Source organism: Curtobacterium sp. ME-Dv--P-122a, assembly GCF_030209645.1.
Lineage (GTDB): Bacteria > Actinomycetota > Actinomycetes > Actinomycetales > Microbacteriaceae > Curtobacterium > Curtobacterium flaccumfaciens.
Window position 1 is genome coordinate 69,799 of sequence record NZ_JARVRO010000015.1, and the last position, 26,181, is coordinate 95,979.

Below are 26,181 nucleotides of genomic sequence, written 5' to 3' on the forward strand. Positions count from 1 at the left end.
CTTGGGCGTAGTACGCGATGACGTTTCGATTGAACAGTGCGGATATCTCGAGTGGGAGTGCTGCGCTCTGCCATCCCCACAAGGTGAACTCACTGACGCCGTTGTACAGATCCTTCGTCTTGTACGGCACGTGCGTCTCGGACCGTTCGACGACGTCGTAGACGAAGTCGCGTATCACCACCCAATGGTTTGGGTCGATGCGCGCTCGGTACGAGCGCGCCTCCTGCTCATCAGTGCCCATATGCTCAAAGTAACGAGCACTTGACTGTTGGGCATGTCTACTGACGGCGTGTCGACAGGTCGTGTCTTTGGGCCATTGCTGGTCCGAAGTCCGCGGTTAGCCCCCGTACGCTGGGTTCATGGGTCGACCGTCACGATTGGTTCCAGCGCAACTCGCTGGCGAACCGTGGCCGGAAGTGCCTGCGAATGACCCGGTCGCGGAGGTCGCGCGTCTCTTCGTGCTGAATGTGCGCGCTGCGATGGACGGGCAGAGCATCCGGTCGGTTGCGGCACGTGTCGGAATCGGCAACGTCACGCTGCTCACCGTGTTGGCGGGCAAGGCGTGGCCTGACCTGGCGACCATCGCCCGCTTGGAAGCGGGTCTAGGTTGTGAGCTCTGGCCGCGACGCCCCTAACGCAAGCGTCGAAGTCGACCACGACGGATTTGCTGCCATTTGAGTATGTCCCGCACGCGCCGGAGCTCTTGTCGGGTGTCGATGAGCGGCACCGGAGTGAACCACTCCGCACTCGACGCCATGGCCATGCTTTGCAGGGCAGACCAGGACGCGGCCTCCGATGGCTCGATCGGCGTGCGTATGGCGATACGTGCCATGGGCTTGGTGAGATCGAACTGATCTCGATCATGTGCGAGCCGACGAAGGGCGACCACCAGGTGACGGCCGCCGGGTCCGACTCCATTCACCTGCAGCAACCGTTCACGGGTGTGAAGGTCCATCAGGAGCCACGCCGTCGCTGCAGGTCTCGACATTCGAACAATGAGCCGCCGTGAAGTTTCATGGGACCAGACACTCGCTCGCGCTGGAAGACGGATCGCGACGGGCCACGTCAGGCTGTCCACCACCCGCCGCCCGGACGCCGAGGGGTAGATTTCCCGCCGTCGCCGCTTTTCGCTCATAGAAACGAGCGTACCGTCCTAGTTGCCAGGTTGCGCGTCATTGGGCAACCGCTGCCGCGATAAGCGGGTTGCGAGGGTGATCGCCGCGGGAGTGACGTGGGCGCGCGTTCCGGCCTCGACAGCGACTAATCCACCGGCTGAGCCGCAGCGTTCAGCGCGGATGAGGGCTTAGAAGAGCTGATTCATCTCCGGTGTGCGTTCCGTCGGGATCTCGCCCCGTTCGATGGCGCGCATGTAGAGCTGCGCACGGAGTTCTTTGCGCTCCGGCTTCGTCAGTCCGCGGAAGTCGACGAAGCAGTGGCCAGGAGCTCGTACCGTGCCGGCAGGCAGGGCGCACGCGGAGTCGTCGACCACATGACGATTAGCTGCGATGACTTCCCCAACGGTGACGCCCCACACGCCCTGTGACTCGCTCGCAGCGTTCTGGTCGAACCAGTCTCGCGCCGCTTGCGCGGTGACGATCGAGGAACGTGAGTAGGAGGGCATGTTGTGGTCGGAGGAGTTCGGGCCGAATGCTGACGTGGCGATCCGCCCGTCGTCGACGAGCATGTAGGGCGCGATCTGCCGATACGCCAACTCGTCTGCGTCGCTCATGAGTTGCTCGCCATCGAGCAGCTCTACAGCCGTCCCGATCATGAGTGCAACTCCTGGACGAACTGGAATGCCTCCGCCAAGTTGATCGTCACTCGGTGCACACCGGTGCGTACCCCGCGCTGCACGGCGAAGAGCTCAAACGAGCCATCCGGAAGTACTTCGACGCTCGACACCGCGGCAGATGAACCCCACTCGGCGAGCACCCCGCCTTCCTCGGTGGGGAACACCCCGGGCCTATCAAGGCGCGCGTCATCAATGCGGCGCAACAGCGTCTGCGCACCGTCGAGCGCGACCGAGGAGATCTGAACCGCGTCAGCGCCATCCCAGCCGGGCCGAAGCGAAGCGAACTGGGTGAGGCGATGACCCCATGCGGTGTCGTCAAACTGGACGCGTTCAACCGCCGTGGCCGGGCGGAAACGCCAGGGTTCGCCGTTCCTCATCCGTAGGTCACCGATGATGCGGGTCAGCGGGCCGTTCGCCGCATCGTCGACGACCGCTCGGAGGTCCTCGAGGAGGTCAGCCGACTGGTACACGCCAGGCAGCACCGTCCCGCCGTCAAGCGTGAGCTCGAACGCTTTCCGAGCAGCGTTGATGGCTGTGACATGGCCGACAACGCTCGCTTCGACCGTCTGCAGCCCGCCCTCGACCGGTGCTTGGTCGGCGCTGACAAGAAAGTCTTCCATCCGATGGAGCTTCTCTATGGCGGCGCCCCGCGTTTCAACGGAGATCGTGATCGGCACTGACGGTGTCGACACCGGGTAGAACTCGATGCTCTGATCGGGCTGGAGACTCGCGCCGAGGCTTGAAAGAGCTTCCCGGAATTCTCGGTCCGCGGCCTGGTCAAGCAGCGGCGGCGCCGGTAGTGGCGCGTCGGAGTACGCAGCCGCGAGGAACGCATCAGCAGCCTCCTGGGCGTCCTCCTGATACTGGACGTACGCGTGCTGCTGCTCGTACGCGAGGAAGACATCAGCGCTGCCGTCCTCGATGCGCTCGATCGCCAAGGCGACGCTCTCTGCGAAGTCCTCGGGGAGGTCTTCTCCGGGATGCTCGCGTCGCCAGTCGGCCTCGGCCGCGATCTGGACAATCTGCTGGTACTTCTGCAGTTCGACGAGCGAAGCGATCGGAAGCCGGCCCCCATCGAACCGTTCACCCCGCAACCGCACGCGGCGGAGGTCTGAGGGGTTCTCGTCCGGCACGCCGCTCATGCTAGCCGTACTGCTCGGAGGGGGCGTCCGAGTTCTGCTTCGTCACGATCCGCGACACCTATCCTCGTCGGGTGGAGTTCTGGTCTACGTTCATCCCGCAATTGCTCGCGACGGTCTGTGGCGCAGGTATCGGCATCTTCGGCGTATGGGTCGCGTTTCGTCTTGAGCGGCGCGCTGCGACCGCTGATGGCTTCGACACGAGCGTCGAACGTCTGCTGCAGCGGATCGACGAACTCGCCGCTGACACGGACGCTTGGCAAAAGACATCGTCGTTGACGAACTGGGCCCGCGGTGACCGGCCGCCTCCTCACCCGCATGTTGGGCGAGTGTCGATCGCAATCGAGATGGTCAAACTGCGTGCCCGCTCCACCGACCAAGCCCCTATCCAACAGATCTCTGACGCATGGGACGTGATCGCGCAGGCGCATGGTGAGCAGCTCGTGCACGGGTGCGGCGTCCTCGCGACCGCTGTCGTAAGGTGGCGAGCGAAAGCTCCCGCAACCGAGTTTGAGCGGGCGCTCCGCGTAGCCACAAGCGCTGCTTCCGCTACCCCAGGTTCAACAGAGCTTCCCTCGACCTGAGTGAAGCGGTCAGCGGGCGCCGGAGATGCTGTCATGGTCGGGCTGATGGCGGCACCCGGCTGGCGTGACTCCTCCCCATCGCTGCACGCACTTCCGAGAGTGTGGCTTCGCAAGCTCGATGGCTCGATCATTTCCACGGGCCAGGACGTCGGTGACCCAACCGTCGTCGTTGGCGAGGTCTCACCGTCCCCGGCTCGAGGGACTCCTGGACGTTACCCAACTGCAGATGCGCCGTTGTTCCTTCCGGAACGGTGACACGTGCCAGCAGGCTGTCGCCGTCGACTTCCCACCCGGACGAGACGGGCCCGAACGGAGTGCCGACGGCTGCCTTTGCGTGGTTGATGCCGGGAAGGAGGGTCGGACGGATGTCGATGCTGCCGAAGCCCGGTTCGCTCGGTGCGATGCCTACAAGGCGTTCGATGAGGAAGTTGACTACAGCGCCGTAGGCATAGTGGTTGTGGCTGTCGCGCGGCTCACCCTTCCGGTTGTGCCCCTTCCATGTCTCGTAGTGGCGCCACGTTCGATCTGAGAGATCCACGATGGCGTTGTCGTCTGCAGCAGGATGCGAGCCGCGACGTCAGCCCGACCGTTGTCCGCCAGGACAAACAGCAGCGAAGGCGTGCTGAGGAAACCGGTCCCCAGGTGCCCTCCGGCCTCTTCCACCAGGTGCGACGGCGTCCCGGACGGCGGTATGTTCGTCGGCCGGTGGCGTTGTGGCCGGCACGAGGTCTTGCTTGCCCGCGGAGGCGATCAGCCAGCTCCCACCTCCGGCGTGCGCCCCGAGCCTGGTTGAGCACTACGCCGCAGGCGATGCCGAACAGGGGTGGGGCACCTCGGGATTGTCGGGCAGGTCGTCGACCCGGCCTCACTCAACAGATCGGGCTCCTCGTAGGCGTCTGTGCGTCGTCGCAGTTAGAACAAGAGGTCACACCGCTATGTGTGAAGGTCAGATGGGCCTTGATATCGAAGTTCGACGACGTTTGCAGTGCTAGACCCGGTGACAGTGAGCAAGCCGCGCCGATTTGGATTGAGCGGTTTCTCGAGCAGACCGACCCGTCGACCGTCAGCGACCTGGAGAATGGTCTCCCCGTTTGCGAGGGACAAAGCCCGGTATGGCGTCCCACTGCTCGGTTGATGACTGGGGAGCCACGTCACCGCGGCATTTTCGACCGTGCTGATCCAGGTTCTCTCCGGTATCGCAGTGCTACTGCCGATAAAATCGACCCAGAGATCGTGAGATGAGACAGTCGGCCAGTGCGTGTCGTCTGCGCGTCGCTGGACCTCTTCCGAGTTCATCCACTGGTGAAGCTCCGACACCGTCGTGAAGGTGCCGCCTTCGCTCGTGACCGCGGCGAGAGCACCGGCTCGGGAAGCGAATCCGGCCTGCATGAGCAGCGCGGCGGAGCGGTTCAGCGTGCCTGGCTCTAGCGCTGCAACTGCGAGTCCGTGTTCGTCGATGAGGAGCGCCCAAAGATCGCCGATAGGCGTTTCATGGGCGGTCGCTCGGACCCTCACCGCTTCCAGCGCCCATGGCAGCCTGTAGGCCAGCGAGTTCTCAATGAATTCGAGGGTGTCCGTGACCTCCTCTCCCGCTATCTGCGAGGGGTCCTCACCGCGAAGCCAACCAGCGAGGACGCCTTCCCAACGTGGAGGAAGAGCGCGGGGTGCGAATGGGTGGATGCCGAAGGCGATCCTGGCGAAGCTCGTTAGGGCATCGATTGCTGCACCAGGCTCGCTGATTCGGATGCCTTCGTCTGCGTCGCGCAGGTACTGCTCCAGAATGGTGGCGTGCTCGTCGAGTTGGCGTCCGGTCTCGAGACCGACCCCAGCAAGGAAGTAGCCTCGGCGCTGTGCCGCGGTTGACTGGCTCCAGAGGAAGCGTGCACGCGCGGTCAGGCCTGCTCGAAGCGCTGTCTGAATTGGCTCCTGCCGTCGAGCCAAGCTCCGGTTCCATAGAGACGAAGCGAGAACGTCATCGAGAGCCCCCTCGAGTCCATCCTCCGCAACCGCGGAATCGTTGAGCAGACTGAGGAGGGCGTTGTCGAGGCTAGCGAGCTGCGAGCGCCATGCAGTTCGGGACTGCTCGGCTTCCTTCACGCTCTCGTCCACAACTTCTGGGTAATCCCACGCCGCTACGCCGGCGACGTATTCCAACAGCGCGTCCAGGTCCGGGAGACCGTGCTTGTGCTGTATCCGGACGAACAGGTTCACCATCAGTTGCAGTAGGCCGCTCTCCATGTCGCGCAGAGCAGTGTCCTCGACCAGCTGCTTCCACTTCCGCCTCCTCCGGGTCTCGTCTGTGAAGATTGGATGGACGACGAGTCCGACGGAGTCCACGAACGCCCGGCCGGCTCTGCCGACGACGTTGCGGAACTCAGACGCCTTGATCAGTTCCCCGTTGCGCCAGAGGCTGTACATTACGAGCGCGCTGGCTGAGAGATTGAGTCCCTGAGCGAGAGTCGGTGAAGAGACCGTGATCTTAAGCACTCCTCGCTGTAGCAGCCTTTCAACCTCTCGTCGGTATGCTGCTGGCAACGATCCGTGATGAATCGCCACGCCGAGTTTTAGACAGGCGAGGATCGAGTGGTCTCGACCCAACCACTCCTCTCCGATTGTGATGGCCGACGCGAGGTCGCCCGGATCTCCTTCGAAGACACTCCCAAGTGCTCCTCGCGCGTGTAGGTCGATGATGACTTTTGCAAAGGCATTTACCGATGACTTTTGTGGGCAAAAGATCAGGACGCTTTGCCCGTCGTCGACGAGCCGCCAGGCGGTAGCCAGCGTCAGCTCCTGCTGATCCTTGGGAAAGGGCGTCGTCCTACGACCAATCGGTGGAACGAAGGGCTCGAAGAACCGAGGCACGAAGGGCTCCTCGTCTCCCACGATGATGCTCAGGCGGGCTCGGTCGCCTTGCCAAATCACTTCGCCATAGCGCAGCTTCGTCGGCCGCCACGAATTGGCGATGAGACCGTCGGGCTGGTCATCGGTGAGCCAGTTGACGAAGTCCTCGACTTCGTCTCCGTCGGGCAGGATCGCCGAGAGGCAGATGATTCGTCTGTTGGCCGCATCCTCACGGCGCAGCAGTCGCTGTACCTGAACTTCGTATCGAACCTCACGTTCATCCGCCCCGATCATGTGCCCCTCATCGAGGACGACAAGCCCTACGTCGTCGAGGAGAGTTGGGTCGTTGCGCAGGGCGAAGTCGAGCTTCTCGGGAGTGGCAACGACGATGTCCCTCTCTCGCAGCAAATCCTCGTCGGCGCTGCTGGCCCCGATCGCGCCGTAGAGGGATGTGACGGTCTTCCCTAGCGGGGTGAAGGTGCGTTGCAGGGCCGTTTCAGTCTGAGCTGAGAGCGCCCGCAAAGGAGTTACGAACACAACTCGCCGGCCCTCCGCTAGGCACGCGAGGATGCAAATTTCGGCAATCCGGGTCTTGCCGGCGCTCGTCGGGAGTGACAACACCAGATTCTCATTGGTGTTCAGCACCCGCTCTGCGGCGGCGAGCTGCGACGGCCACAGGTCGAGCTCCGAGCGTCGCCTCCGGAAGAGGGATGCGATGAAAGTCGCACGCAGTCGTGACCAGTCGCCACCATCGCCGTCGATGGGGCCGTCCGGGAGCAGGCGGTGGAAACTGGCCTCCCAAAGGCCGCGGAGTAGGTGAATCGCAAGTCGATGGCACCACCACTGCGGAACCATGTTCAGCTCCTTGGCGGCTCCTAGACCGACCCGCAGTGTGCTCAGGGCCTCATCCAGCAGCGCTTGCTCGCCCCGTTCGAACGCAAGCAGCGCCATGCTGAGCGCACCGACGAACGCGTCCGTCAGTGCAAGGTCGACGACGTCGATCACATCGGCGTCGCCGGCGTCGTCGTCCTGGTCCTCATCGCTCGTCGGCTCCAGGAGCCCGCGCAGGGTTTCAACCAGGTTGGCGTCTGCTGCCGCGTCCTCGTCGCGGTGGCGCAGGATGAGCGCGGCCAGGGTGTCGAGTTCTCTGCGAATGATGTGTATAAGGGATCGCTCGCCGATTGTGACTTCACCGGAATCGAGCGCTGTCTGAAGCAGCGAATATGCCCTCGCGGAGTAGCTGCCGAGGTGGTAGGAGGCTGCCGCGACGACACGGTGAAAGCCCCGGTCGCGCGAGGCGGGCCCTCTGGCGATGACTGATTCGATGGCTGCGGCTGCGCCCTCGAAGGCGCGTTGGGCGATGCTTTGCGACCCACTCGCCTCTACGAGACGTAGTCCCAGGCTTAGGAGCGAATAGCCGTAGGAGAGTAGGTCGTAGCTCAGCAGCTGATCGAATGCGGGCGCGTCCTCAGGCAGGACGCCATCACGCCAGATCATCGATCTGGCTTCGCCTCGCGCCAGAAGCTGTTCGCGAAAGCCGGGGGTAGTCGCCTCCTCGACCGCGGCTTCAATTTCCTCAACTGTCTGAGGCATTGGCGATCGCTTTCGAGTAGACGTTCGCTATGAACGCTTGATGCCCTAAGACCTGCAAACCCACGGCGAGGCGCTTTACGCCGCCCCGCTATGCAGACGTATTTGTCCGGAGCAGGTTGCGTGGGTCGTTGCCTGTGAAGGTGAAAAGCAGTTGCACCACCTGCCGTTGGCTGATCCCAGTAGCCAGTTGAGCGTCGTCGACTAGGTTCGCCAACGCATGCTCACCGAGGTCGTGGAGTCGGTCAGCAACGAAGCTGAGAGCGTGGGGCGATGGGCGTCCCCGATCGCGTCTGAGCGCGAGGTCCGCGTCTGAGACCGTCGACGTTCCAAGTTTTGCGCGGCTCTTGGCTTCGCCTTTCAGTAATTCGAGAGACCCGTTGGCGGCCGCGCGCACCCCGACTAGGTCATCGCCACGCATCGACATCTCACGGTGATCCTTCCACCGCAGGCGTTCCACGACTCGAAAGCCCAGCTCAACCGTCGCGTACTCCGCTCCAATGATCTCTCCGAGGTCGCCCGAGCGGGTGCGCTTGCTTGTAGGGAGCTTCCCTTCCAAGTATTCGCCCGCAGCAGGCTTACCCAGATCAGCGAGGATCGCTGCGACGCGGTCTGGACCTGTGTACTGGTTCGGAATCTGTGACGCAGCCCAGTCGACCCCCGACCCGATGGTCGCTGGCGGGGCAGCCAAGTGCACCATCGCGTGTCGCCTCAGCGGCTCGCGCGTGGAAGTCGTCCACGAGGAAAGCGTTGCCATCCCTCGATTGTGACAGACGATCAGCTACTGAACTTCGATCTTCCCCTTGTCTCCGATGTATGTTGGCGCTCGATCGAGGGGGCAGTACGACCCGAACCCGTCGGCTTGCGGGGCTTGTTGACTAGCCGGGTGAGCGTGTGCGTTCGGGCCTGACCCGGATCTACCGCTGAGGGAAAGGAAGACGGCATCCTATGAGATATGAAGGCAATCGGTAACGCGCACGAAGTTCCTACCCCATCCGCCGATGACCTCCGCAGGATTGAGAACGTCTTGCGAGAGGTTGGTGGCCCCACGTGTCGTGGGGTGCTCAGCAGACCCTGGACATTTGGGTCATCGAGCAGAGAGCCAAAGCAGACCGATTAGCTGCGGATCGCTTGCGCCGATCCTCCTGGGCGCTCGTCGTCGCAACGGTAGGCCTGGTGCTCTGCACCGGAGGGTTGATTTGGGCAACGTTCGCTGCCTGAGCGTCGTCAGATTTTGCCGGCGTCAACGACACTTCCCGCACACCCGTTGGCCGGGGACGAATCTCCAGCTTTGCCGCCTTGATGGTTGTTCGCTGTGTACTGGCAAACTGCGTTCCGCTGGCCGATAGCCGGTAGCCGGTCCTCCTCCGGACCTCGGTGTCCGACTCGGACTCGGGCTCGACCCGGACGATCCGCGAGCAGACTCGTGTCGCACATAGGTGGTCCGCTGAACGTCGCCATGAAGCAGCCCTATGCGGACGACCCCACGACAGGCACAGGAACGAAGAAGCCCACCGAGACCCTCGGTGGGCTTCTGTCGTCGTGTCAGACACGTTTCGGTCGGGCTGACAGGATTTGAACCTGCGACCCCTTGACCCCCAGTCAAGTGCGCTACCAAGCTGCGCCACAGCCCGCGAGTTCCGGAGAACTCAGGATCCGGGAGGATCCTCGCCCACGTCCGACCGGAGCGCGAGCGACCGGTCCAGCATAGCGGACGTCAGACCCCCTCCGTGCCACGGCGAGTCGGAGCAACACGACCCGAACGACACGCTCAGCCCGGCCGCACCACCTCGCGCCGCGCTGCCAACCACGGCAACCCGAGCCCGACGAGCAACCCGCCGGACCCGTCCGCCGCCAGGTCCCCGATCGTGTCGTCGTACCCGACGAAGATCTTCGAGTCGACGAAGTTGTGCCCGAGCCACTCCCCCATCTCCCAGACCGCCCCGACCGCGAGTCCCGCACACAGCGCGAGCACCGCGACGACCACCCGGCGCTCGGCGTGCGGCGCCGGCACAGCACGCAGGTCGGCACCGATGACGTAGAGCACCGCCGCGAGCAGCCCCGTCAGCACGACGTGCATGAACTTGTCCCACAGGAAGACCGTCGTGTACCACTCGAGCACGCTCGACCACCCGGCGAGGAGCACGAGCACGCACACCGCCACGTCGAAGGCGGGCCGCAGCCCGAGCATCCGCGGCACCACGACCCCGAGCAGCGCCAGTGCCATGACCGGGAACGCCGTCCCGCCCCACCCGACAGTCGCCACGACGACGCTCACGAGCGTCAGCGCCCGCACCACGTCGGCCACCAGGAACCGCGGCCGCAGGAACGTCGGTCCGAGCGTGGCGATCACGACGCCCACCGAACGACCGCGTGCACGGCGGCGTGGTCGGACGGCCACACGCCGCCCGGCCGCCGCACGTCGACCGCGACGCGCTCCACCTCCACATCGGAGGTCACGAGCACCCCGTCGATCCGCCGGCCACCAACGCGCGGACTCCCGTAGTGCGGGTACGTCCCGTAGGGCTCACCCACCTGTCTGGAGGCCCGCCCCCAGCTGTCCTCGACACCCGCCTCCGCCAGGGCTCGCCAAGGTGCGGAACCGGCGGGGCTGTTCCAGTCGGCCATGACCACGGCGGGCAGGCCGCGCTGCCGGACGATCCGGCCGAGCAGTTCGGCGGACCGCAGCCGGGCCCACGGCGAGGCGACGTCGAGGTGGGTGGCGATCGCCAGGAACCGGATGCCCGTCGCGCGGTCGTCGACGACGGCTCCGACGGCGTGCCGGGAGAAGGACGTCGCCCACGACCGCGAGCCGGGGCGGTGCGGCGTCCGGGAGAGCGCCCAGGTACGGCGCTCGACGACGTCGAGGCGGGAGCGGTCGAGGAACAGGCCGACCTGTTCGCCACCGCCACGCGCTCCTCGCCCGGCCAGGACGGGCTCCCAACCCGACCCGAGGCCGGACGTCAAGTCGTCTGCCTGCGCGGGCAGGGCCTCCTGGACGGCGAGGACGGTCGGCGCTTCGGACGTGACGAGCGCGAGCACGGCCTCTCGGCGACGATCCCAGGCATCCGGGTGGGCCGGCTGTCGCGGCACGCGGCGACGCACGTTGAGCGTCATGCAGTGCACCTCGGGCGACCGGACCGGTCCGATGAGCGGGCGGTCGTCGGGGTGGTGGGGCATGCCTCCCTTCTACGAGACGACACCCGTCGGATTCCCAGGGACCTCTCCGTCTGGCTCGTATGGTGGCTCGATGCGTTCTCGTTCCACCCCTCGTCTCCTGATCGCGATCGCGGTCTCCGGGCTGCTGCTCGGAGCCGCCGGGTGCACGTCGAGCGGACCGGACACGAGCCGCCCGACCCTGGCGAAGGCCTCGGCCGACACCGTCACGGTGGCCGATGCCTCGGACGCCGCAGCCCGCTCGGTCCGCGTCAGCAAGGCGCTGTTCGCGAGTGCCCCGGGAGCGGTCGTCGCCCGGGCCGGCGACACCGACGGCATCCACGATGCGGCGAAGGCTGCGGCGAGCGCCCACGTCCCGGTGCTGCTGACGGCCAAGGACACGAGCGCTTCCGTCGCCCGCGAACTCGACCGGCTCGGCGCCGACTGGTACCAGGCCGAGGGCGACGTGTCGGTCGACACGGACGTCGAACAGCGGCAGGCGCCGGACGGTGGTGACGCGCCGGAGTCGACCCGGGCCTCCCGGCAGGCGACGGTGGTGGTGGCGGACGCGAGTGCGGACGCTGCTGCCGTGGCGACCGCGAAGGCCGCCGGCGCTCGCGTCGTGACCATGCCGGAGGGCGTGACCGACCCGGCTGCCGCACCCGACGTGGTGACGGCGCTGCACGAACGGGCGAAGCACCCGACCGTCCTGGTCGGTGCGGCGTTCGAGGCCCTCCCGGACCCGGAGTGGACGGTCCGGGCTGCCGAGGGCGGGTTCCAGCTGCGGAACGGCGGCCAGCGACCGTTCGACGGGCACCGGTACGTCGCGCTGTACGGGGCTCCCGGGGCGCCGGCGCTGGGCGTGCTCGGCGAGCAGGGGCCGAAGGAGACCGTGCAGCGTGCCGAGCAGGTCGCGAAGCCGTACCGGGCGGAGTCCGACGAGCTCGTGACGCCCGCGATGGAGGTCATCGCGACCGTCGCCGCCGGGGACGCCGGAGCCGACGGCGACTACTCGACCGAGCTGCCGGTGTCGACGCTCGAGCCCTACGTCGAGGCCGCCCACGACGCGGACATGCCGGTCATCATCGACCTGCAGCCCGGGCGGTCGGACTTCCTGTCGCAGGCCAAGAAGTACGAGTCGCTGCTGAAGAAGCCGGGCGTCTGGCTGGCGCTCGACCCGGAGTGGCGGCTGACGAAGGACCAGGTGCCGCTCGAGCAGATCGGGAGTGTCTCGGCGTCCGAGGTGAACGAGGTCTCCTCGTGGCTGGCTGCGCTCGTGCAGAAGGAGGGGCTGCCGCCGAAGGCCCTGGTGCTGCACCAGTTCCGGCTGTCGATGATCCAGGACCGCTCAGCGCTGCAGACCCACCCGGAGCTCGACATGCTCGTGCACGTCGACGGGCAGGGGTCGCAGCCGGCCAAGCAGGCGACGTGGAAGGCACTGCACCAGGGCGCGCCGGAGGGGTTGCACTGGGGCTGGAAGAACTTCTACGACGAGGACACGCCCATGCTGACGCCCGCGCAGACCATGCAGGACGTGCAGCCGACACCGTCGTTGGTCACCTACCAGTAGGGAGCTTCTCCACAGCCTGGAGGCGCGACCTGCGTTACGTCGGTCGGTGCTGACAGCATGGGGGCATGGAAACCACCGCCCCGCCTTCTGCAGACATCGCCGCCGAGGCGCAGCAGGCGCTCGCTGCGCTCACGGGGCGCCCCGACGCGGTGTTCCACCCCGGCCAGCTCGAGGCCATCTCGGCGCTGGTCGAGCACCGGCAGCGCGCCCTGGTCGTGCAGCGCACCGGGTGGGGCAAGTCCGCGGTGTACTTCCTCGCGACGCTGCTGCTGCGCCGACGCGGGGGCGGCCCGACGGTGCTGGTGTCGCCGCTGCTCGCCCTGATGCGCGACCAGGTCGCCGCCGCCGCGCGGGCCGGGGTCCGCGCGGTGTCGATCAACTCCGCGAACGCCCACGAGTGGGGCGAGACCCAGGCAGCCCTCGCCCGTGACGAGGTCGACGTGCTCCTCGTCTCCCCCGAGCGCCTGAACAACCCGAAGTTCCGCGACGAGCAGATGCCGACCCTGATCGCCCGGATGGGCATGCTCGTGGTCGACGAAGCGCACTGCATCTCGGACTGGGGCCACGACTTCCGGCCGGACTACCGCCGACTGGCCGAGCTCATCCGGTCGCTCCCCCACGGCGTCCCCGTCCTGGCGACCACCGCGACGGCGAACGAGCGCGTGGTCGAGGACGTCGCCGAACAGCTCACCGCCGGTCCGGCCGACCCGGTGTTCACCATCCGTGGGTCCCTGGCTCGCAAATCCCTGCGCCTCGGCGTCCTGACGCTGCCCGATGCCCGGCAGCGGTTGGGGTGGCTCCTCGCGCACCTGGGTGACCTGCCCGGCAGCGGCATCATCTACACGCTCACCGTCTCGGCGGCCGAGGACATCGCCCGGCTGCTGCGCGACAACGGGTACGCCGTCCGCGCCTACACGGGGCGCACCGACACCGACGAGCGCGAACAGCTCGAACAGCAGCTCAAGGGCAACGAGCTGAAGGCCCTGGTCGCCACGAGTGCGCTCGGCATGGGGTTCGACAAGCCCGACCTCGGGTTCGTCGTGCACGTCGGAGCACCCTCGTCGCCCGTCGCCTACTACCAGCAGATCGGTCGTGCGGGTCGTGCGACCGACAACGCCGACGTCCTGCTCCTGCCCGGGCGTGAGGACCGCGAGATCTGGCAGTACTTCGCCAGCGCCTCGATGCCGACCGAAGCCCGCGCCGCCGCCGTGCTCGGCGCCCTGTCCACCGACACCGCGATGTCGACCGTTGCGCTCGAGGGCCTGGTCGACATCAAGCGCTCCACCCTCGAACTCCTGCTCAAGGTGCTCGACGTCGACGGCGCCGTCCGACGCGTCACCGGCGGCTGGGTGTCGACCGGGCAGCCGTGGGAGTACGACGCGCCCCGGTACGAGCGGGTCGCCGCGGCCCGTGCTGCCGAGGCCGCGTCGATGCTCGACTACGAGTCCACCTCGGCCTGCCGCATGCAGCTGCTGCAGCAGGACCTCGACGACCCCTCGGCCGAGCCCTGCGGCCGGTGCGACAACTGTGCCGGGGCCTGGTTCCCGACCGCCGTGTCCGACACCGACTCGTCCGGAGCCGCGGCCGCACTCGACAAGGTCGGCGTCGAGATCGCCCCGCGTGCCCAGTGGCCCTCGGGGATGTCGTCGCTCGGCGTCTCGGTGCGGGGCAAGATCGGCCCGGACGAGCTCGTGCAGCCCGGCCGTGCGGTGGCGCGTCTGACCGACCTCGGCTGGGGTGGCCCTCTGCGTGCACTGTTCTCGCCGTCCACGCCCGATGCCCCGATCTCGCGCGAGCTCGTCGACGGTTGTGTCCGGGCACTCAAGGACTGGCCGTGGGAGACCCGGCCGACCGGCGTCGTGGCGATGTCCTCGCGGTCACGGCCCGAACTGGTGGGGTCCCTCGCCCAGGCGCTGTCCACGATCGGGCGGTTGCAGTTCCTCGGCACGCTCGGCCGTGCCGGCGGGACCCCTCGCGGCGACGGTGCGACGAACAGCGCCTACCGGTTGTCCGGCGTGTGGGACACCTTCGTGGTCGATCCGTCGCTCGCCACCGCCCTGCAGGCACACGAGGGCCCGGTGCTGCTCGTCGACGACCTGGTCGACAGCCGGTGGACGATGACCGTCGCCGGTCGGGAGCTCCGGCGCGCCGGCGCCTCCGCCGTGCTCCCGTTCGCGCTGGCCACGGTCGCCTAGCCCGCTCGCGCCGCCCCCACATCTGTTTTGCGACAGTCCACGTGTCGATCGACGCGTGTTCTGTCGCAGATCCGGTCCGAAGCCGGCCGCCGGAGCTCTACCGCCGCGCGGGCTTCGGGAACGTCGCCCGCATGTGGTCGCTCGTCAGCACGTCGCCGATGCCGACCATGAGCACCGAGAACAGGATCTGCTCGATGACCATCCAAAACGGGTAGAGCCCGGGGATCGCCGCGACGATCAGCGTCACGATCGGGAAGATCCGGCTGAACAACCGCAGCCGCTGGTACGCCCAGTAGTACCCGAGCTGTGCCCGCCAGGCGAACACGTAGAGCGTCAGGGTGATGAGCAGCACCACGGTGGAGCGGAACCACACTGCCCACGACAGGGTGTCCCCCGAGCGGGTCAGCAGCACGGCGACCACGATGGCGGTGAGCCCGACGACGGTCTCCGCGACGAGCAGCCACCGGATCCACCGGAACGAGCGGACGGTGTCGGGGTGTTCGAGCATGTCCTCGCGGATCACGTACCCGGACTGCCGACCTCCGGCCAACCGGTCGAGCCGAAGACGGCACCACACGCGGTCGGCGAGCACACCGAGTCCGTCGTTCTGCTGCGTCACCAGTACATCGTGCCCCATCCCGGCGGTGGCGGCGGACGCGGCACAGCCACGAGCACCGATGCGGAACGACACTGTCGACGTCGGACGACCACGACACCGTCGTTCTGCGTCGGCGCAACGCGCCCCAACCCCAACCCCGCCCACCCGCGCCCCGCTCAGTCCGACGGGACGAGTGCCGCGCCACCCAGCACGGTCCCGGTGTCGGCGTCGAGCAGGACCAGGGAACGGACCTCGTCGGGCAGTGACCACGGATCGCTGAGCACGACGGTCAGCCCCTGTTCGACCCCGGCGGCCTGGAACAGGTCGTAGGACTCCCCGGCGGGCGTCCACACCGGCTTCGAGCCACCGCGCACCGTCCCCGCGGACAGCACGACGTCGACCGGGCCGTCCCCACCGGTCTCCAGGTGGTCGATCTCCACCGCGAGGGTCTCGTCGCCCGTGTTCCCGGCGATCCGGACGTGCCCGGAGGCCGCGGCCCCGATGCCGACGATGTCACCGGAGACCGGCGGGACGCGGCGCCACCACGGGTCGATGGGCGAACCGTCGACCGGCCGGACGGGTTCGGGCTCGATCGGTTCCTCGAGGCCGTTGGACGGCGGCAGTCGGACGTCGGGCGACTGCGCCGGCTCGGAGGGCACAGAGTCGGCACGGGTGACCGAGTCGCCGTCGTCCGGTGCGTGCGAGATCGTCCACAGGGACACCGAACCCACGACGGCCACACCGACGAGGACACCCACCAGGGCGAACCGACGTCGGTCCGCTGCCCACGGCCCGGTACCCACGCCCCCATGATGCCGCACCGGCGTGCCGGACCGGTTCCGGGCCTCCAGGCCGGACGCGAACGCAGAACGCGCCCCGACGGATCGAGGCGCGTTCTGCGTGACGGGTGGGAGGGCTCAGCGCTTCCGGCGCTCGCGCACCCGCATGTTGACGTTGATCGGCGTGCCGGAGAAGCCCCAGACCTCGCGGAGTCGACGCGTGATAAAGCGTCGGTACTGCGGGTCGAGGAACGCCGACGTGAAGAGCACGAAGGTCGGCGGCTGGCTCGACGCCTGGGTCCCGAACAGGATGCGGGGCTGCTTGCCGCCGCGCACGGGGTGGGGGTGTTCCTGCACGAGCTCGGCGATGAAGGCGTTGACCTTGCCGGTCGGGATGCGGGTGTCCCACGACTCGAGGGCGGTCTCGAGCGCCGGCACGAGCTTCTCGAGGTGGCGGCCGGTGCGGGCGGAGATGTTCACGCGCGGGGCCCAGGCGACGTGCGCCAGGTCCTGCTCGATCTCGCGCTCCAGGTAGCGGCGTCGCTCGTCGTCGAGCAGGTCCCACTTGTTGTAGGCCAGCACGAGGGCACGGCCGGACTCGAGGACGAGGTCGATGATTCGGAGGTCCTGCACGGACACCGGCTCGGTGACGTCGAGGACGACGACGGCGACCTCGGCCTTCTCGAGCGCGGCCGTGGTGCGGAGCGAGGCGTAGAAGTCGGCGCCCTGCTGCATGTGGACGCGCTTCCGGATGCCGGCGGTGTCGACGAAGCGCCACACCTTGCCGCCGAGCTCGATCTGCTCGTCCACCGGGTCGCGGGTGGTGCCGGCGATGTCGTTCACGACGACCCGCTCTTCACCGGCGGCCTTGTTGAGCAGCGAGCTCTTGCCGACGTTCGGGCGGCCGAGGATGGCCACGCGGCGGGGGCCACCGACCTCTTGCTTGGCGACGGCCGAGGTGTCGGGCAGCGTCTTGATGATCAGGTCGAGCAGGTCCGCGACGCCACGGCCGTGCAGGGCCGACACCGGGTGCGGCTCGCCGAGACCCAGGTTCCAGAGTTCGTAGGCGTCGAGTTCACGGCGCTCGTCGTCGGCCTTGTTCGCGACGACGATGACGGGGCGGTCGGTGCCGCGGAGCATCTTGACGACGTGCTCGTCGGTGGCGGTGATGCCGACCGTGACGTCCACGACGAACAGCACGGCGTCGGCGAGGTCGATCGCGACCTCGGCCTGCGCGGCGACGGAGGCGTTGATGCCCTCGGCGCCGGGCTCCCAGCCGCCGGTGTCGACGAGCGTGAAGCGCTTGTCGTTCCAGTCGGCCTTGTAGCTGACACGGTCGCGGGTGACGCCGGGGACGTCCTGCACGACGGCCTCACGACGACCGAGGATGCGGTTGACGAGCGCGGACTTGCCGACGTTCGGGCGGCCGACGATCGCGAGCACCGGGTAGGCGGGCAGGTAGTGGACGCCGTCCTCGCCGACCTGACCGGCTTCGAGCAGGGCGAGGTCCTCGTCCTCGAGGTCGTACTCCTCGAGTCCGGCGCGGAGCGCGGTCGCGCGCTGCTCGGCCTCGGCCTCGTCGAGTCCGGCGAGCCGCTCGCCGAGGGCGTCGTCGTACCGGGGGAAGTCGTCGTTGTCCGGGTTGTCCAGCTGAGCCATCTTGGGTTCCTCGCGAGCGGCCGGGGCCGCGGTGTCGGTGGCCGTTGCCGGCCGGGGCCGGGGGTCCGGCCGTGGTGTGACCAGGCGGCCGAGGCCGTCCGGTCGTGCGTCAGTGCGTGGCCGCGCGGGCCAGGTCGACGACCGCCTGCACGGTCTGGTCGAAGTCGAGGTCGGTGGAGTCGAGCGTCGTGACGCCGTCGGCGGCGTTCATGAAGTCGACGACCTTCGCGTCCGCCGCGTCGCGACGAGCGAGTGCTGCGGAGGTCTCGGCGGCCGACTGGGTCGTGACCTCTGCCGAGCGTCGGGCCATTCTAACGGACTCGTCGGCCGTCAGCAGGATCCGGACCTCGGCGTCGGGTGCGACGACCGTGGTGATGTCCCGGCCCTCGGTGATGATGCCCGGGGCGTCGGTCTTCCGCATGACGGTGCGGAACAGCTGGACCAGCCGCTTCCGGACGTCCGGGAGCTTCGCGATGTGGGCGACCGCGTCGGTGACGTCGGGGGTGCGGATGGCCTCGGTCACGTCGGTCTCCCCCACCTTGACGTAGTAGTCGTCGGGGTCGGTGCCGATGGCGTAGTCGAAGGTGTCCCAGCTCGCCAGGATCGCCGCGGCGTCGTCGAGGTCGACCTGCTGCTGCAGGGCGTGCCACGCGAGTGCACGGTAGGCGGCGCCGGTGTCCTGGTAGCCGTAGCCCAGGGCGCGGGCGGCCGCACGGGAGACGCTCGACTTGCCGCTGCCGGCGGGACCGTCGACCGCGATGACGATCTTCGCCACGTAGGCGCCGTCGGCCAGGCCGGACGGCATCGGGGCGCTGGTCGAGCCGGGCTCCCCGCCGGGTTCGCCGAGGCCGCCGGCCGGGCCCCCGAGTGCGCCGCCGTCGCCGCTGCCGCTGAGCGGGCCGCCGGCACCGCCCTGGCCCGGGGTCGGGAGGCCGGTGTCGGGCCCGTCCGGTCCGCCGGTCACACCGGAGTCGTTCGTCGCTGCGTTCGTGTCGTCGTTCAGGCCCATGCTGCTGCGATCCTCCATCCGCGCCCCTCGAGTTCCTCGACGAGTCGCTGTTCCTGCTCGGGCAGCACCGACACCTCGACGATGCCGATCTGTGCGCCCGGTGAGTGCTCGAGGCGCATGTCCTCGAGGTTGATGCCGATCTCCCCGATGAACGTCAGGAGTGCGGCGATCTGCCCGGGGGTGTCGTCGACCAGGACGACCACCTGGGCGAAGCGCTTGGTGGTGCCGTGCTTGCCGGGGAGCCGTTCGACCCCGCGGTTGCCGTCGGCGATCGTCTCTGCGATGGTGCGCGGCGATCCGGCACCGTCCGGGTCGCCGAGGGCGTCGATCACGCGGGACAGGTCGTCGCGCAGGTCGGTGAGCACCGGCCGGATGTGCCCGGCGTTCGCCCCGATGATCTGCACCCAGAGCCCCGGGTCGCTCGCGGCGATCCGGGTGACGTCGCGCACGCCGCCGCCGGCCAGGCCGAGCGACCCGTCGGGGGCGTCCCGCAGGCGCGAGGCCATCAGCGTGGACACGAGCTGCGGCGCGTGCGAGACGTACGCGACGGCGAGGTCGTGCGACTCGGGGTCCATCGGCACGACGGTGGCGCCGACGTCGAGCGCGAGGTCCTCGACCACCGCGGCGCGCTGGTACGTGATGCCGTCGTGCCCGGCGATCACCCACGGGCGACCGACGAACAGGTCGGCGCGGGCGGCGGTCGGACCGCTGCGCTCGCGTCCGGCCATCGGGTGCGACCCGATGTAGCGGGAGACGTCGGCCCCGGCCCCCACCAGGGCTGCGAGCGGCCCGGACTTCACGCTGGCGACGTCGGTCACCACGGCGTCGGGATGGGCGGCGAGCTCACGCTCGACCACCGTCGCGACGACGTCCGGCGGCACCGCGACGACGATGAGCTCCGGCTGGTCGCCGGCGGCCGGTCGACGCCCGGCACCGTAGTCCACGGCGAGCGCCAGCGCGGCGGGCGAGACGTCGTCGAGGACGACGTCGACGCCCTTCTCACGCAGGGCGAGACCGATCGAGGCACCGAGCAACCCGGCACCGACGATCCGGACCGGGCCGCGCAGACGGCGGTCGATGTCGGTCGGGGTCACGTCGGTCACCGGGCAAGCCTACCGATCGAGGCCCGGGCATCGGTCGATGCCCGGGCCCCGGGGTCGGTCAGTCCGCCGACTCGTCCTCGTACTCGTCGTCGTCCTGGTCGAGCGCGACGTCGCGGTCGTCACGAGCGGACGGCTTCGCGTCACGGACGGTGCTGAGCAGCTTGCCGACCTCGACCGTGCCGAGCTCGCGCATCTTGCCCGGCGGCAGGCTGCCCAGGTGCAGCGGTCCGAACGACCGGCGGACGAGTTCGAGGACCGGGTGGTCGACGGCCTCGAGCATGCGACGGACGATGCGGTTGCGGCCGGAGTGCAGCGTGATCTCGACGAGCGACTCACCCCGCGAGGACTCGAGCAACCGCACCTTGTCGGCCTTGATCGGACCGTCCTCGAGCTCGACGCCCTCGGTCAGGCGCTGCACGACGGCAGGGTTCACGTTGCCGTGGACCTTCGCGATGTACGTCTTCTGCACGCCGAACGACGGGTGCGCCAGCACGTGTGCCAGGTCGCCGTCGTTCGTCAGGACGAGCAGCCCGGAGGTCTCGGTGTCGAGACGGCCGACGTTGAACAGGCGCTCCTCGTAGCGGTCCACGAACTCGGTCAGGTCGCGGCGACCGCGCTCGTCCTGCAGGCTCGAGACGACACCGGTCGGCTTGTTCAGCACGATGTAGCGCCGCGACGAGTCGATCTGCACGGGCACGCCGTCGACGCTGATCGCGTCCTTCTCGGGGTCGACGCGACGCCCGAGGGCGTCCACGACCTCGCCGTTGACCGTCACGCGGCCCTCGACGATCAGGTTCTCCGCGACCCGGCGGGATGCGACGCCGGCAGCGGCGATCACCTTCTGCAGGCGCTCACCCTCTGCCTGGAGGCTCGGCTCGGCCCCGGCAGGCGCCGTTCCGTCCGCCGCGTCCCAGTCCTCGATGATCGGCCGTTCGGGCGTGCCCTCGGCCGGGTTGCCCCGGTCGTCGCGCTGCCCGCTCGGCTTCGGCGTGGTGCGGTCGCTGTTGCGGACGCTCGTGGTGCCGCCGACGTAGCGGCGGCCGTTGTGCCAGACGCGGCTCTGCTGGCCGTCCGGCGTGCGGCGGTCGTCGCGGCCGCGGTCGTCGCGCCGGTCGTCGCGGGGAGCGGAGCTGCCACGGTCGTCACGGCCGCGGTACCCACCACGGTCGTCACGCGGTGCCGAGCTGCGGTCGTCGCGACCCCGGTACCCGCCACGGTCGTCGCGCGGTGCCGAAGCAGCACGGTCGTCACGTCCGCGGTAGCCACCGCGGTCGTCACGCGGAGCGGAGTTGCCGCGGTACCCACCACGGTCACCGCCACCGGAACGGTCGTCGCGACCCCGGTAGCCGCCACGGTCATCGCGCGGGGCCGGAGCCCCACGGTCGTCACGGCCGCGGTAGCCACCACGGTCGTCGCGCGGAGCCGAGTTGCCGCGGTAGCCGCCACGGTCATCGCGGGGCGCCGAGCTCCCACGGTCGTCGCGACCCCGGTAGCCACCACGGTCGTCACGAGGAGCGGAGCCCCGGTAGCCACCACGGTCGTCGCGCGGAGCGGACCCACCGCGATCGTCACGTCCGCGGTACCCACCGCGGTCGTCACGCGGAGCCGAGTTGCCACGGTAGCCACCACGGTCGCCACCACCGGATCGGTCGTCGCGACCGCGGTACCCACCACGGTCGTCACGCGGAGCCGAGTTGCCGCGGTAGCCACCACGGTCGCCACCGCGGTCGTCGCGCGGCGCGGAAGCCCCACGGTCGTCACGGCCCCGGTAGCCACCACGGTCGTCACGCGGAGCGGAGTTGCCGCGGTACCCACCACGGTCGCCGCCACCGGAACGGTCGTCCCGACCCCGGTAGCCACCACGATCGTCACGCGGAGCGGAGGCCCCGCGGTACCCACCACGGTCGCCGCCGCGGTCGTCACGCGACGGGTACCCGCCACGGCGGTCGTCGTCACGCGGCGGGCGTGCGCCCCCGCGGTCGTCCCGACCGTACCCGCCGGAGCGGCCACCGGCACTGGAACCGGCCCCGCCGCGTCCGCCGGCCGGGCGGCCGGAGCGGTCCGGGCCTCCCGAGCGTCCGTTGCGGTCGTCTCGGTCTCGGGGCGCGCCGCGCCCCCGGTCGTCAAACCCTGCCATCGGGGATCCCTTCGTTCTGCTCGAAGCCGTCCGCACCGTCGTCCAGGAGGGGCGAGATGAGCGGCAGCTCGTCGAGCGAGTTGATGCCGAGCTGCTGCAGGAGCAGGTCGGACGTGACGTAGTTGATGGCGCCGGTCTCGGCGTCGGTGAACGACTCCTCGATGAGGCCGCGTGCCACCAGGGTTCGGACGACGCCGTCGACGTTGACGGCGCGGATCGCAGCGATCTGCGAGCGGGTGATCGGCTGCTTGTAGGCGACGACCGCCAGGGTCTCGAGTGCGGCCTGCGACAGCCGCGAGGGGCGCTCGGCCTCGACGAACTGCTCGACCACGGGGTCCAGGTCGGCGCGGACGTAGAAGCGCCAGCCGCCACCGACCTCGCGCAGTTCGAAGCCACGGCGGATCGTGCCGTCGACGCCGTCGAAGTCGGCGACCAGGCGTTCGATCGCCTGGCGGACGGCGGGGACGGGCGACCCGACGGCAGCACCGAGGGCGACGAGCGACTGCGGCTGGTCGGCGATCATCAGGATGGCCTCGAGCTGGCGGTCGATGGAAATGGTCGGGTGGGCCTCTGACACAGCGCGCTCGTGGATCTCGTGCTCGATCGCGCGGGCGTCGGCCATCTCGTCGGCGCCGCCGGGTTCGGCGCTGGACGTGTCGTGCACGTCATCCGTCATAGTCGGCTCCCAGGTTCGCGAGGCTCTCGTCGGACCAGTCCTCGGCGGTCCACCGCAGTGTCAGCTCCCCGAGCGGCTCGAGCTGCTCGAACGAGATCGACGCGTTCCGGTACAGCTCGAGGATCGCGAGGAAGCGAGCCACCACGATACCCGTCTGGTCGACGCCCGCGACCAGTTCACGGAACGAGACGCCCTCACCATCACGGGTGCGGAGGATCGAGACGACGATCGCGGCCTGTTCGCGGATGCTGATGAGCGGGGCGTGCAGGTGGTCGAGGCCGACTGTCGGGATCTCCCGCGGGGCGAAGGCCAGCGCGGCCAGTGCGGCGAAGTCCTGCACCGACAGGGTCCAGACGAGCTCCGGCGTCCGCGCGCGGAACCGCTCCTCGAGTCGGACGCTGCGGACGTGCCGGCGCGACTCGACGCCCCAGCGCTCCCCGAACCAGTCGGCGGCCTGCTTGAACGCCCGGTACTGCAGCAGTCGGGCGAACAGCAGGTCGCGGGCCTCGAGCAGGGCGACGTCCTCGGCGTCCACGAGCTCGCCCTGGGGCAGCAGCCCGACGATCTTCAGGTCGAGCAGCGTCGCCGCGACGACCAGGAACTCGCTGGCCTCGTCGAGCTCGTCGGCGGACTCGGCCTGCCGGACGTACTGGATGAACTCCCCCGTCACGGCACCGAGCGACACCTCGGTGATGTCGAGCTCGTGCTTCGTGATGAGCGACAGCAGGAGGTCGAACGGTCCGTCGAAGTTGGCGAGCCGGACCCGGAACCCCGCGTCAGGCGACGGCGCCACGCTGGACGAGCTCTCGTGCGAGCTGCCGGTAGGCGTGGGCGGCAGGGTGGTCCGGCGCGGTCTGCGTGATCGGGCGTGCGGACACCGTGGCGTCCGGGAACTTCACGGTGCGGCCGATGACGGTGTCGAGCACGCGGTCGTCGAAGGTGTCGACGACCCGCTCCATGACCTCGCGCGAGTGCAGCGTGCGCGAGTCGTACATGGTCGCCAGGATGCCGTCGAGCTTGAGCGCCGGGTTGAGGCGGTCGCGCACCTTGTCGATCGTCTCGATGAGCAGGGCGACACCGCGGAGCGCGAAGAACTCGCACTCGAGCGGGATGAGCACGCCGTGTGCCGCGGTCAGGGCGTTCACGGTGAGCAGGCCGAGCGACGGCTGGCAGTCGACCAGGATCACGTCGTAGTCGTTCGCGACCTTGCGCAGCACGCTCGCCAGGATCTGCTCGCGGGCGACCTCGTTGACCAGGTGCACCTCGGCCGCGGACAGGTCGATGTTCGCCGGGATGACGTCGAGGCCGGGGGTGTTCGTCGGCTGGATGACCTGGTTCGGGTCCTTCACGGCGCCCATGAGCAGGTCGTACACGGTGTGGATGTCGTGCGTCCGGACCCCGAGGCCGGCGGACAGCGCGCCCTGCGGGTCGAAGTCCACGGCCAGGACCTTGCGGCCGTACTCCGCGAGCGCGGCACCCAGGTTGATGGCGGTCGTGGTCTTGCCGACGCCGCCCTTCTGGTTGCAGAGCGCGATGATGCGGGCGGGCCCGGTGCTGTCGAGCTCCTCGGGCACGGGGAAGTCCCGGACGGGACGCCCCGTCGGACCGTGGGTGGTCGCGCCGGTGGGGTTGGTCGTCGGGTTCGGGCTCACCCCGTCATCGTACCGGCGACCTCGGGCTGGGCCGGGTCGCACCGCCGCACTGCTGCTCGTCAGGCAGCGCGCAGGGCGACGCGCATGCTGTCGACCCGCTCGGCGATCACGGGGTCGGTCGACCACCGCTGCTGCAGCCGACCGACGAGCTCGCCGACCTGCTCGCGGTCGAGCCCCGGGTGCAGCGCCAGTCCCACGGTCAGCTCCGGCCCGGCGAACCGTCCGACCGGGTCGCCCGGCGCGAGTTCGACACGGGCGACGCTGGACTCTCCCTCGACCGAGACCGCGAAGGCGCGGGCCACCTCAGGGTCCTCGAAGCACGGGGTCCACGGCAGGTCCTGCCCGAGCGCCCACACCGCCGGACGCCGCAGCACGAACTCGGTCGACGACTTCGGGTCGAGCACGACGAGCTGGGTGTCCTCGCTCGCCGCGGCCATCGCCACACGGCGGGACTCCACCGGCACCGGACGTGCGTCCGGGTCCCACGCGTGCATGGCGTCCACCGAGGTGAACGCCGGCATCACGCTGCGACCGTCCGGACCGGCGACCGTCACGATCGAGAGTTCCTGGGTCTTGTCGACGAGCTTGCCGTGATCGGTCTCCCCCACGTCACCGGCCTCGGCGATGAGCGGGATGAGCAGCCGGGCGGTCCGGAGCGCCTCGACGATCGCCGCCTGGGAGGCACCGCCAGCGATCGCACCGATCGCCGCGACCACCGCGGGGTCGGCGAGTCCGTCGTCGTCCGCGAACGCGGTGTCGTGGTGGTCGAACGTGCGGCCTTCCCACGAGAAGCCCGCCGAGTCCGCCGCCCCGCCGGGGGTGTGCGCGTCGTCGGCGTCCGGCCCGGTGCCACGGCCGTTCGAGATGCCCGCCATGGCGCTACTCGGAGGCGATGTCGAGTGCGGCCGGCAGCGTGAACGCCCCGGAGTACAGCGCCTTGCCGATGATCGCGCCCTCGAGCCCGTACGGCACGAGTTCGCGGAGCGCACGGAGGTCGTCGAGCGTCGAGATCCCGCCGGAGGCCACCACGGGCTGGTCGGTCCGGTCGCACACCTGGCGGAGCAGTTCGACGTTGGGCCCCTGCAGCGTGCCGTCCTTCGTGACGTCGGTCACCACGTAGCGGGCGCACCCGGCGGCTTCCAGCCGGTCGAGCACCTCCCACAGGTCACCGGCGTCCTCGGTCCAGCCGCGGCTCGACAGCGTGGTGCCGCGGACGTCCAGCCCGACGGCGATCTGCTCGCCGTACTCACCGATCACCCGCGCGGCCCAGTCCGGGTTCTCGAGCGCCGCGGTGCCGAGGTTCACGCGCGCCGCACCGGTCGCCAGTGCCGCTTCGAGCGAGGCGTCGTCGCGGATGCCGCCGGACAGCTCGACGGAGACACCCTCGACCTCGCGGACGGCGTGCGCGATCACCCTGCGGTTGTCGCCACGACCGAAGGCTGCGTCGAGGTCGACGAGGTGGATCCACTCGGCACCCTGGTCACGCCAGGTCCGGGCAGCGGCGACGGGGTCGCCGTAGCCGGTCTCGCTCCCCGCCTCACCCTGGGTGAGTCGCACGGCCTGTCCGTCGACGACGTCGACAGCCGGCAGCAGGACGAGGGGCGGGGTGTCGGTGAGGTCGGTCATGGTCCTGTCGGTTTCGTTGCGGTGGAGAAGGGGCTGCGGACAGCCGGGAGGCCCGGTGCGCGTCCGGCACGGCCG

General features: G+C 69.0%; 22 protein-coding genes and 1 tRNA gene. 3 read left to right on the forward strand and 20 right to left on the reverse strand.

The window, feature by feature from the left end; translation table 11 throughout:
- Positions 1-1,303 precede the first annotated feature (1,303 nt).
- A complete protein-coding gene (locus QRN49_RS16525; RefSeq protein WP_284756728.1) occupies positions 1,304-1,771 on the reverse strand; it encodes a hypothetical protein in 468 nt (155 codons plus the stop codon).
- On the reverse strand, positions 1,768-2,925 hold the full coding sequence (locus QRN49_RS16530) for a hypothetical protein (RefSeq protein WP_284756730.1): 1,158 nt from the start codon (positions 2,923-2,925) through the stop codon (positions 1,768-1,770). The genes QRN49_RS16525 and QRN49_RS16530 overlap by 4 nt, the downstream gene beginning before the upstream one ends.
- Before the next feature lie 80 nt (positions 2,926-3,005).
- Between QRN49_RS16530 and QRN49_RS16535 the strand changes: the two genes are divergently transcribed.
- Positions 3,006-3,515, forward strand: coding sequence for a hypothetical protein (locus QRN49_RS16535; RefSeq protein WP_284756732.1), 510 nt, complete (start codon positions 3,006-3,008; stop codon positions 3,513-3,515).
- A 127-nt stretch (positions 3,516-3,642) separates the two neighbouring features.
- Here QRN49_RS16535 and QRN49_RS17965 read toward each other — a convergent pair whose 3' ends face one another.
- The 7 genes from QRN49_RS17965 to QRN49_RS16560 form a co-directional block, all read right to left on the reverse strand.
- The gene (locus QRN49_RS17965; RefSeq protein ID WP_350309138.1) at positions 3,643-4,053 is read right to left on the reverse strand and encodes an alpha-L-rhamnosidase C-terminal domain-containing protein; all 411 of its coding nucleotides are present in this window, start codon (positions 4,051-4,053) and stop codon (positions 3,643-3,645) included.
- The gene (locus tag QRN49_RS17970) at positions 3,948-4,178 is read right to left on the reverse strand and encodes an alpha-L-rhamnosidase-related protein (RefSeq protein WP_350309139.1); all 231 of its coding nucleotides are present in this window, start codon (positions 4,176-4,178) and stop codon (positions 3,948-3,950) included. Before QRN49_RS17970 ends, QRN49_RS17965 begins: the two co-directional genes overlap by 106 nt.
- Positions 4,179-4,448: 270 nt before the next feature.
- Positions 4,449-7,949, reverse strand: coding sequence for a DEAD/DEAH box helicase (locus tag QRN49_RS16540; protein WP_284756734.1), 3,501 nt, complete (start codon positions 7,947-7,949; stop codon positions 4,449-4,451).
- 88 nt (positions 7,950-8,037) lie between these two features.
- Positions 8,038-8,703 carry a Hachiman antiphage defense system protein HamA gene (locus tag QRN49_RS16545; protein ID WP_284756736.1) on the reverse strand — a complete coding sequence of 222 codons (666 nt, stop codon included), beginning with the start codon at positions 8,701-8,703 and terminating at the stop codon, positions 8,038-8,040.
- Positions 8,704-9,506: 803 nt separating this feature from the next.
- A tRNA-Pro gene (locus QRN49_RS16550) sits at positions 9,507-9,580 on the reverse strand.
- A 137-nt stretch (positions 9,581-9,717) separates the two neighbouring features.
- Positions 9,718-10,299, reverse strand: coding sequence for a DUF2238 domain-containing protein (locus QRN49_RS16555; protein WP_128781346.1), 582 nt, complete (start codon positions 10,297-10,299; stop codon positions 9,718-9,720).
- Positions 10,296-11,126, reverse strand: coding sequence for an endonuclease/exonuclease/phosphatase family protein (locus QRN49_RS16560; protein ID WP_284756739.1), 831 nt, complete (start codon positions 11,124-11,126; stop codon positions 10,296-10,298). Before QRN49_RS16560 ends, QRN49_RS16555 begins: the two co-directional genes overlap by 4 nt.
- Before the next feature lie 70 nt (positions 11,127-11,196).
- On the opposite strand from QRN49_RS16560, the gene QRN49_RS16565 reads away from it, so the two are divergent.
- Together QRN49_RS16565 and QRN49_RS16570 are read left to right on the forward strand one after the other, a co-directional pair.
- A complete protein-coding gene (locus tag QRN49_RS16565) occupies positions 11,197-12,672 on the forward strand; it encodes a hypothetical protein (protein ID WP_284756741.1) in 1,476 nt (491 codons plus the stop codon).
- A 65-nt stretch (positions 12,673-12,737) separates the two neighbouring features.
- Positions 12,738-14,867, forward strand: a complete 2,130-nt coding sequence (locus QRN49_RS16570) for a RecQ family ATP-dependent DNA helicase (RefSeq protein ID WP_284756743.1) — start codon at positions 12,738-12,740, stop codon at positions 14,865-14,867.
- A gap of 97 nt (positions 14,868-14,964) precedes the next feature.
- Here the strand turns inward: QRN49_RS16570 and QRN49_RS16575 are convergent, their stop codons facing one another.
- The 11 genes from QRN49_RS16575 to priA all read right to left on the reverse strand — a co-directional run bounded on the left by QRN49_RS16575 (position 14,965) and on the right by priA (position 26,106).
- Entirely contained in the window at positions 14,965-15,486 is a 522-nt protein-coding gene (locus tag QRN49_RS16575) for a hypothetical protein (protein ID WP_284756745.1), read from the reverse strand.
- A gap of 155 nt (positions 15,487-15,641) precedes the next feature.
- Positions 15,642-16,268: a hypothetical protein gene (locus QRN49_RS16580; protein WP_284756747.1), complete on the reverse strand. Its 627-nt coding sequence runs from the start codon at positions 16,266-16,268 to the stop codon at positions 15,642-15,644.
- A gap of 114 nt (positions 16,269-16,382) precedes the next feature.
- Positions 16,383-17,903, reverse strand: a complete 1,521-nt coding sequence (der, locus tag QRN49_RS16585) for a ribosome biogenesis GTPase Der (protein WP_071405612.1) — start codon at positions 17,901-17,903, stop codon at positions 16,383-16,385.
- A 109-nt stretch (positions 17,904-18,012) separates the two neighbouring features.
- Entirely contained in the window at positions 18,013-18,708 is a 696-nt protein-coding gene (gene cmk, locus QRN49_RS16590; RefSeq protein ID WP_284756818.1) for a (d)CMP kinase, read from the reverse strand.
- A 194-nt stretch (positions 18,709-18,902) separates the two neighbouring features.
- A complete protein-coding gene (locus QRN49_RS16595) occupies positions 18,903-20,015 on the reverse strand; it encodes a prephenate dehydrogenase (RefSeq protein WP_284756750.1) in 1,113 nt (370 codons plus the stop codon).
- 58 nt (positions 20,016-20,073) lie between these two features.
- Complete coding sequence (locus QRN49_RS16600) at positions 20,074-20,862, reverse strand: pseudouridine synthase (protein ID WP_231495626.1); 789 nt, start codon at positions 20,860-20,862, stop codon at positions 20,074-20,076.
- A 1,276-nt stretch (positions 20,863-22,138) separates the two neighbouring features.
- A complete protein-coding gene (scpB, locus tag QRN49_RS16605; RefSeq protein ID WP_228516047.1) occupies positions 22,139-22,828 on the reverse strand; it encodes an SMC-Scp complex subunit ScpB in 690 nt (229 codons plus the stop codon).
- A complete protein-coding gene (locus tag QRN49_RS16610) occupies positions 22,818-23,621 on the reverse strand; it encodes a segregation and condensation protein A (RefSeq protein WP_171907825.1) in 804 nt (267 codons plus the stop codon). Before QRN49_RS16610 ends, scpB begins: the two co-directional genes overlap by 11 nt.
- Complete coding sequence (locus QRN49_RS16615; RefSeq protein WP_017885900.1) at positions 23,605-24,480, reverse strand: ParA family protein; 876 nt, start codon at positions 24,478-24,480, stop codon at positions 23,605-23,607. The genes QRN49_RS16610 and QRN49_RS16615 overlap by 17 nt, the downstream gene beginning before the upstream one ends.
- Positions 24,481-24,539: 59 nt before the next feature.
- Positions 24,540-25,355, reverse strand: coding sequence for an SseB family protein (locus tag QRN49_RS16620; protein ID WP_284756752.1), 816 nt, complete (start codon positions 25,353-25,355; stop codon positions 24,540-24,542).
- Positions 25,356-25,359: 4 nt separating this feature from the next.
- Positions 25,360-26,106 (reverse strand): bifunctional 1-(5-phosphoribosyl)-5-((5-phosphoribosylamino)methylideneamino)imidazole-4-carboxamide isomerase/phosphoribosylanthranilate isomerase PriA, encoded by a 747-nt coding sequence (gene priA, locus QRN49_RS16625; protein ID WP_017885902.1) that lies wholly within the window; start codon positions 26,104-26,106, stop codon positions 25,360-25,362.
- Positions 26,107-26,181 lie beyond the last annotated feature (75 nt).

Coding starts and splice junctions, on each gene's coding strand:
- QRN49_RS16525 (WP_284756728.1), bottom strand. CDS start 1,771: ATGATCGGGACGGCTGTAGAGCTGCTCGATGGCGAGCAACTCATGAGC.
- QRN49_RS16540 (WP_284756734.1), bottom strand. CDS start 7,949: ATGCCTCAGACAGTTGAGGAAATTGAAGCCGCGGTCGAGGAGGCGACT.
- QRN49_RS16545 (WP_284756736.1), bottom strand. CDS start 8,703: ATGGCAACGCTTTCCTCGTGGACGACTTCCACGCGCGAGCCGCTGAGG.
- QRN49_RS16560 (WP_284756739.1), bottom strand. CDS start 11,126: ATGCCCCACCACCCCGACGACCGCCCGCTCATCGGACCGGTCCGGTCG.
- QRN49_RS16565 (WP_284756741.1), top strand. CDS start 11,197: ATGCGTTCTCGTTCCACCCCTCGTCTCCTGATCGCGATCGCGGTCTCC.
- QRN49_RS16570 (WP_284756743.1), top strand. CDS start 12,738: ATGGAAACCACCGCCCCGCCTTCTGCAGACATCGCCGCCGAGGCGCAG.
- der (WP_071405612.1), bottom strand. CDS start 17,903: ATGGCTCAGCTGGACAACCCGGACAACGACGACTTCCCCCGGTACGAC.
- cmk (WP_284756818.1), bottom strand. CDS start 18,708: ATGCCGTCCGGCCTGGCCGACGGCGCCTACGTGGCGAAGATCGTCATC.
- scpB (WP_228516047.1), bottom strand. CDS start 22,828: ATGACGGATGACGTGCACGACACGTCCAGCGCCGAACCCGGCGGCGCC.
- QRN49_RS16620 (WP_284756752.1), bottom strand. CDS start 25,355: ATGGCGGGCATCTCGAACGGCCGTGGCACCGGGCCGGACGCCGACGAC.
- priA (WP_017885902.1), bottom strand. CDS start 26,106: ATGACCGACCTCACCGACACCCCGCCCCTCGTCCTGCTGCCGGCTGTC.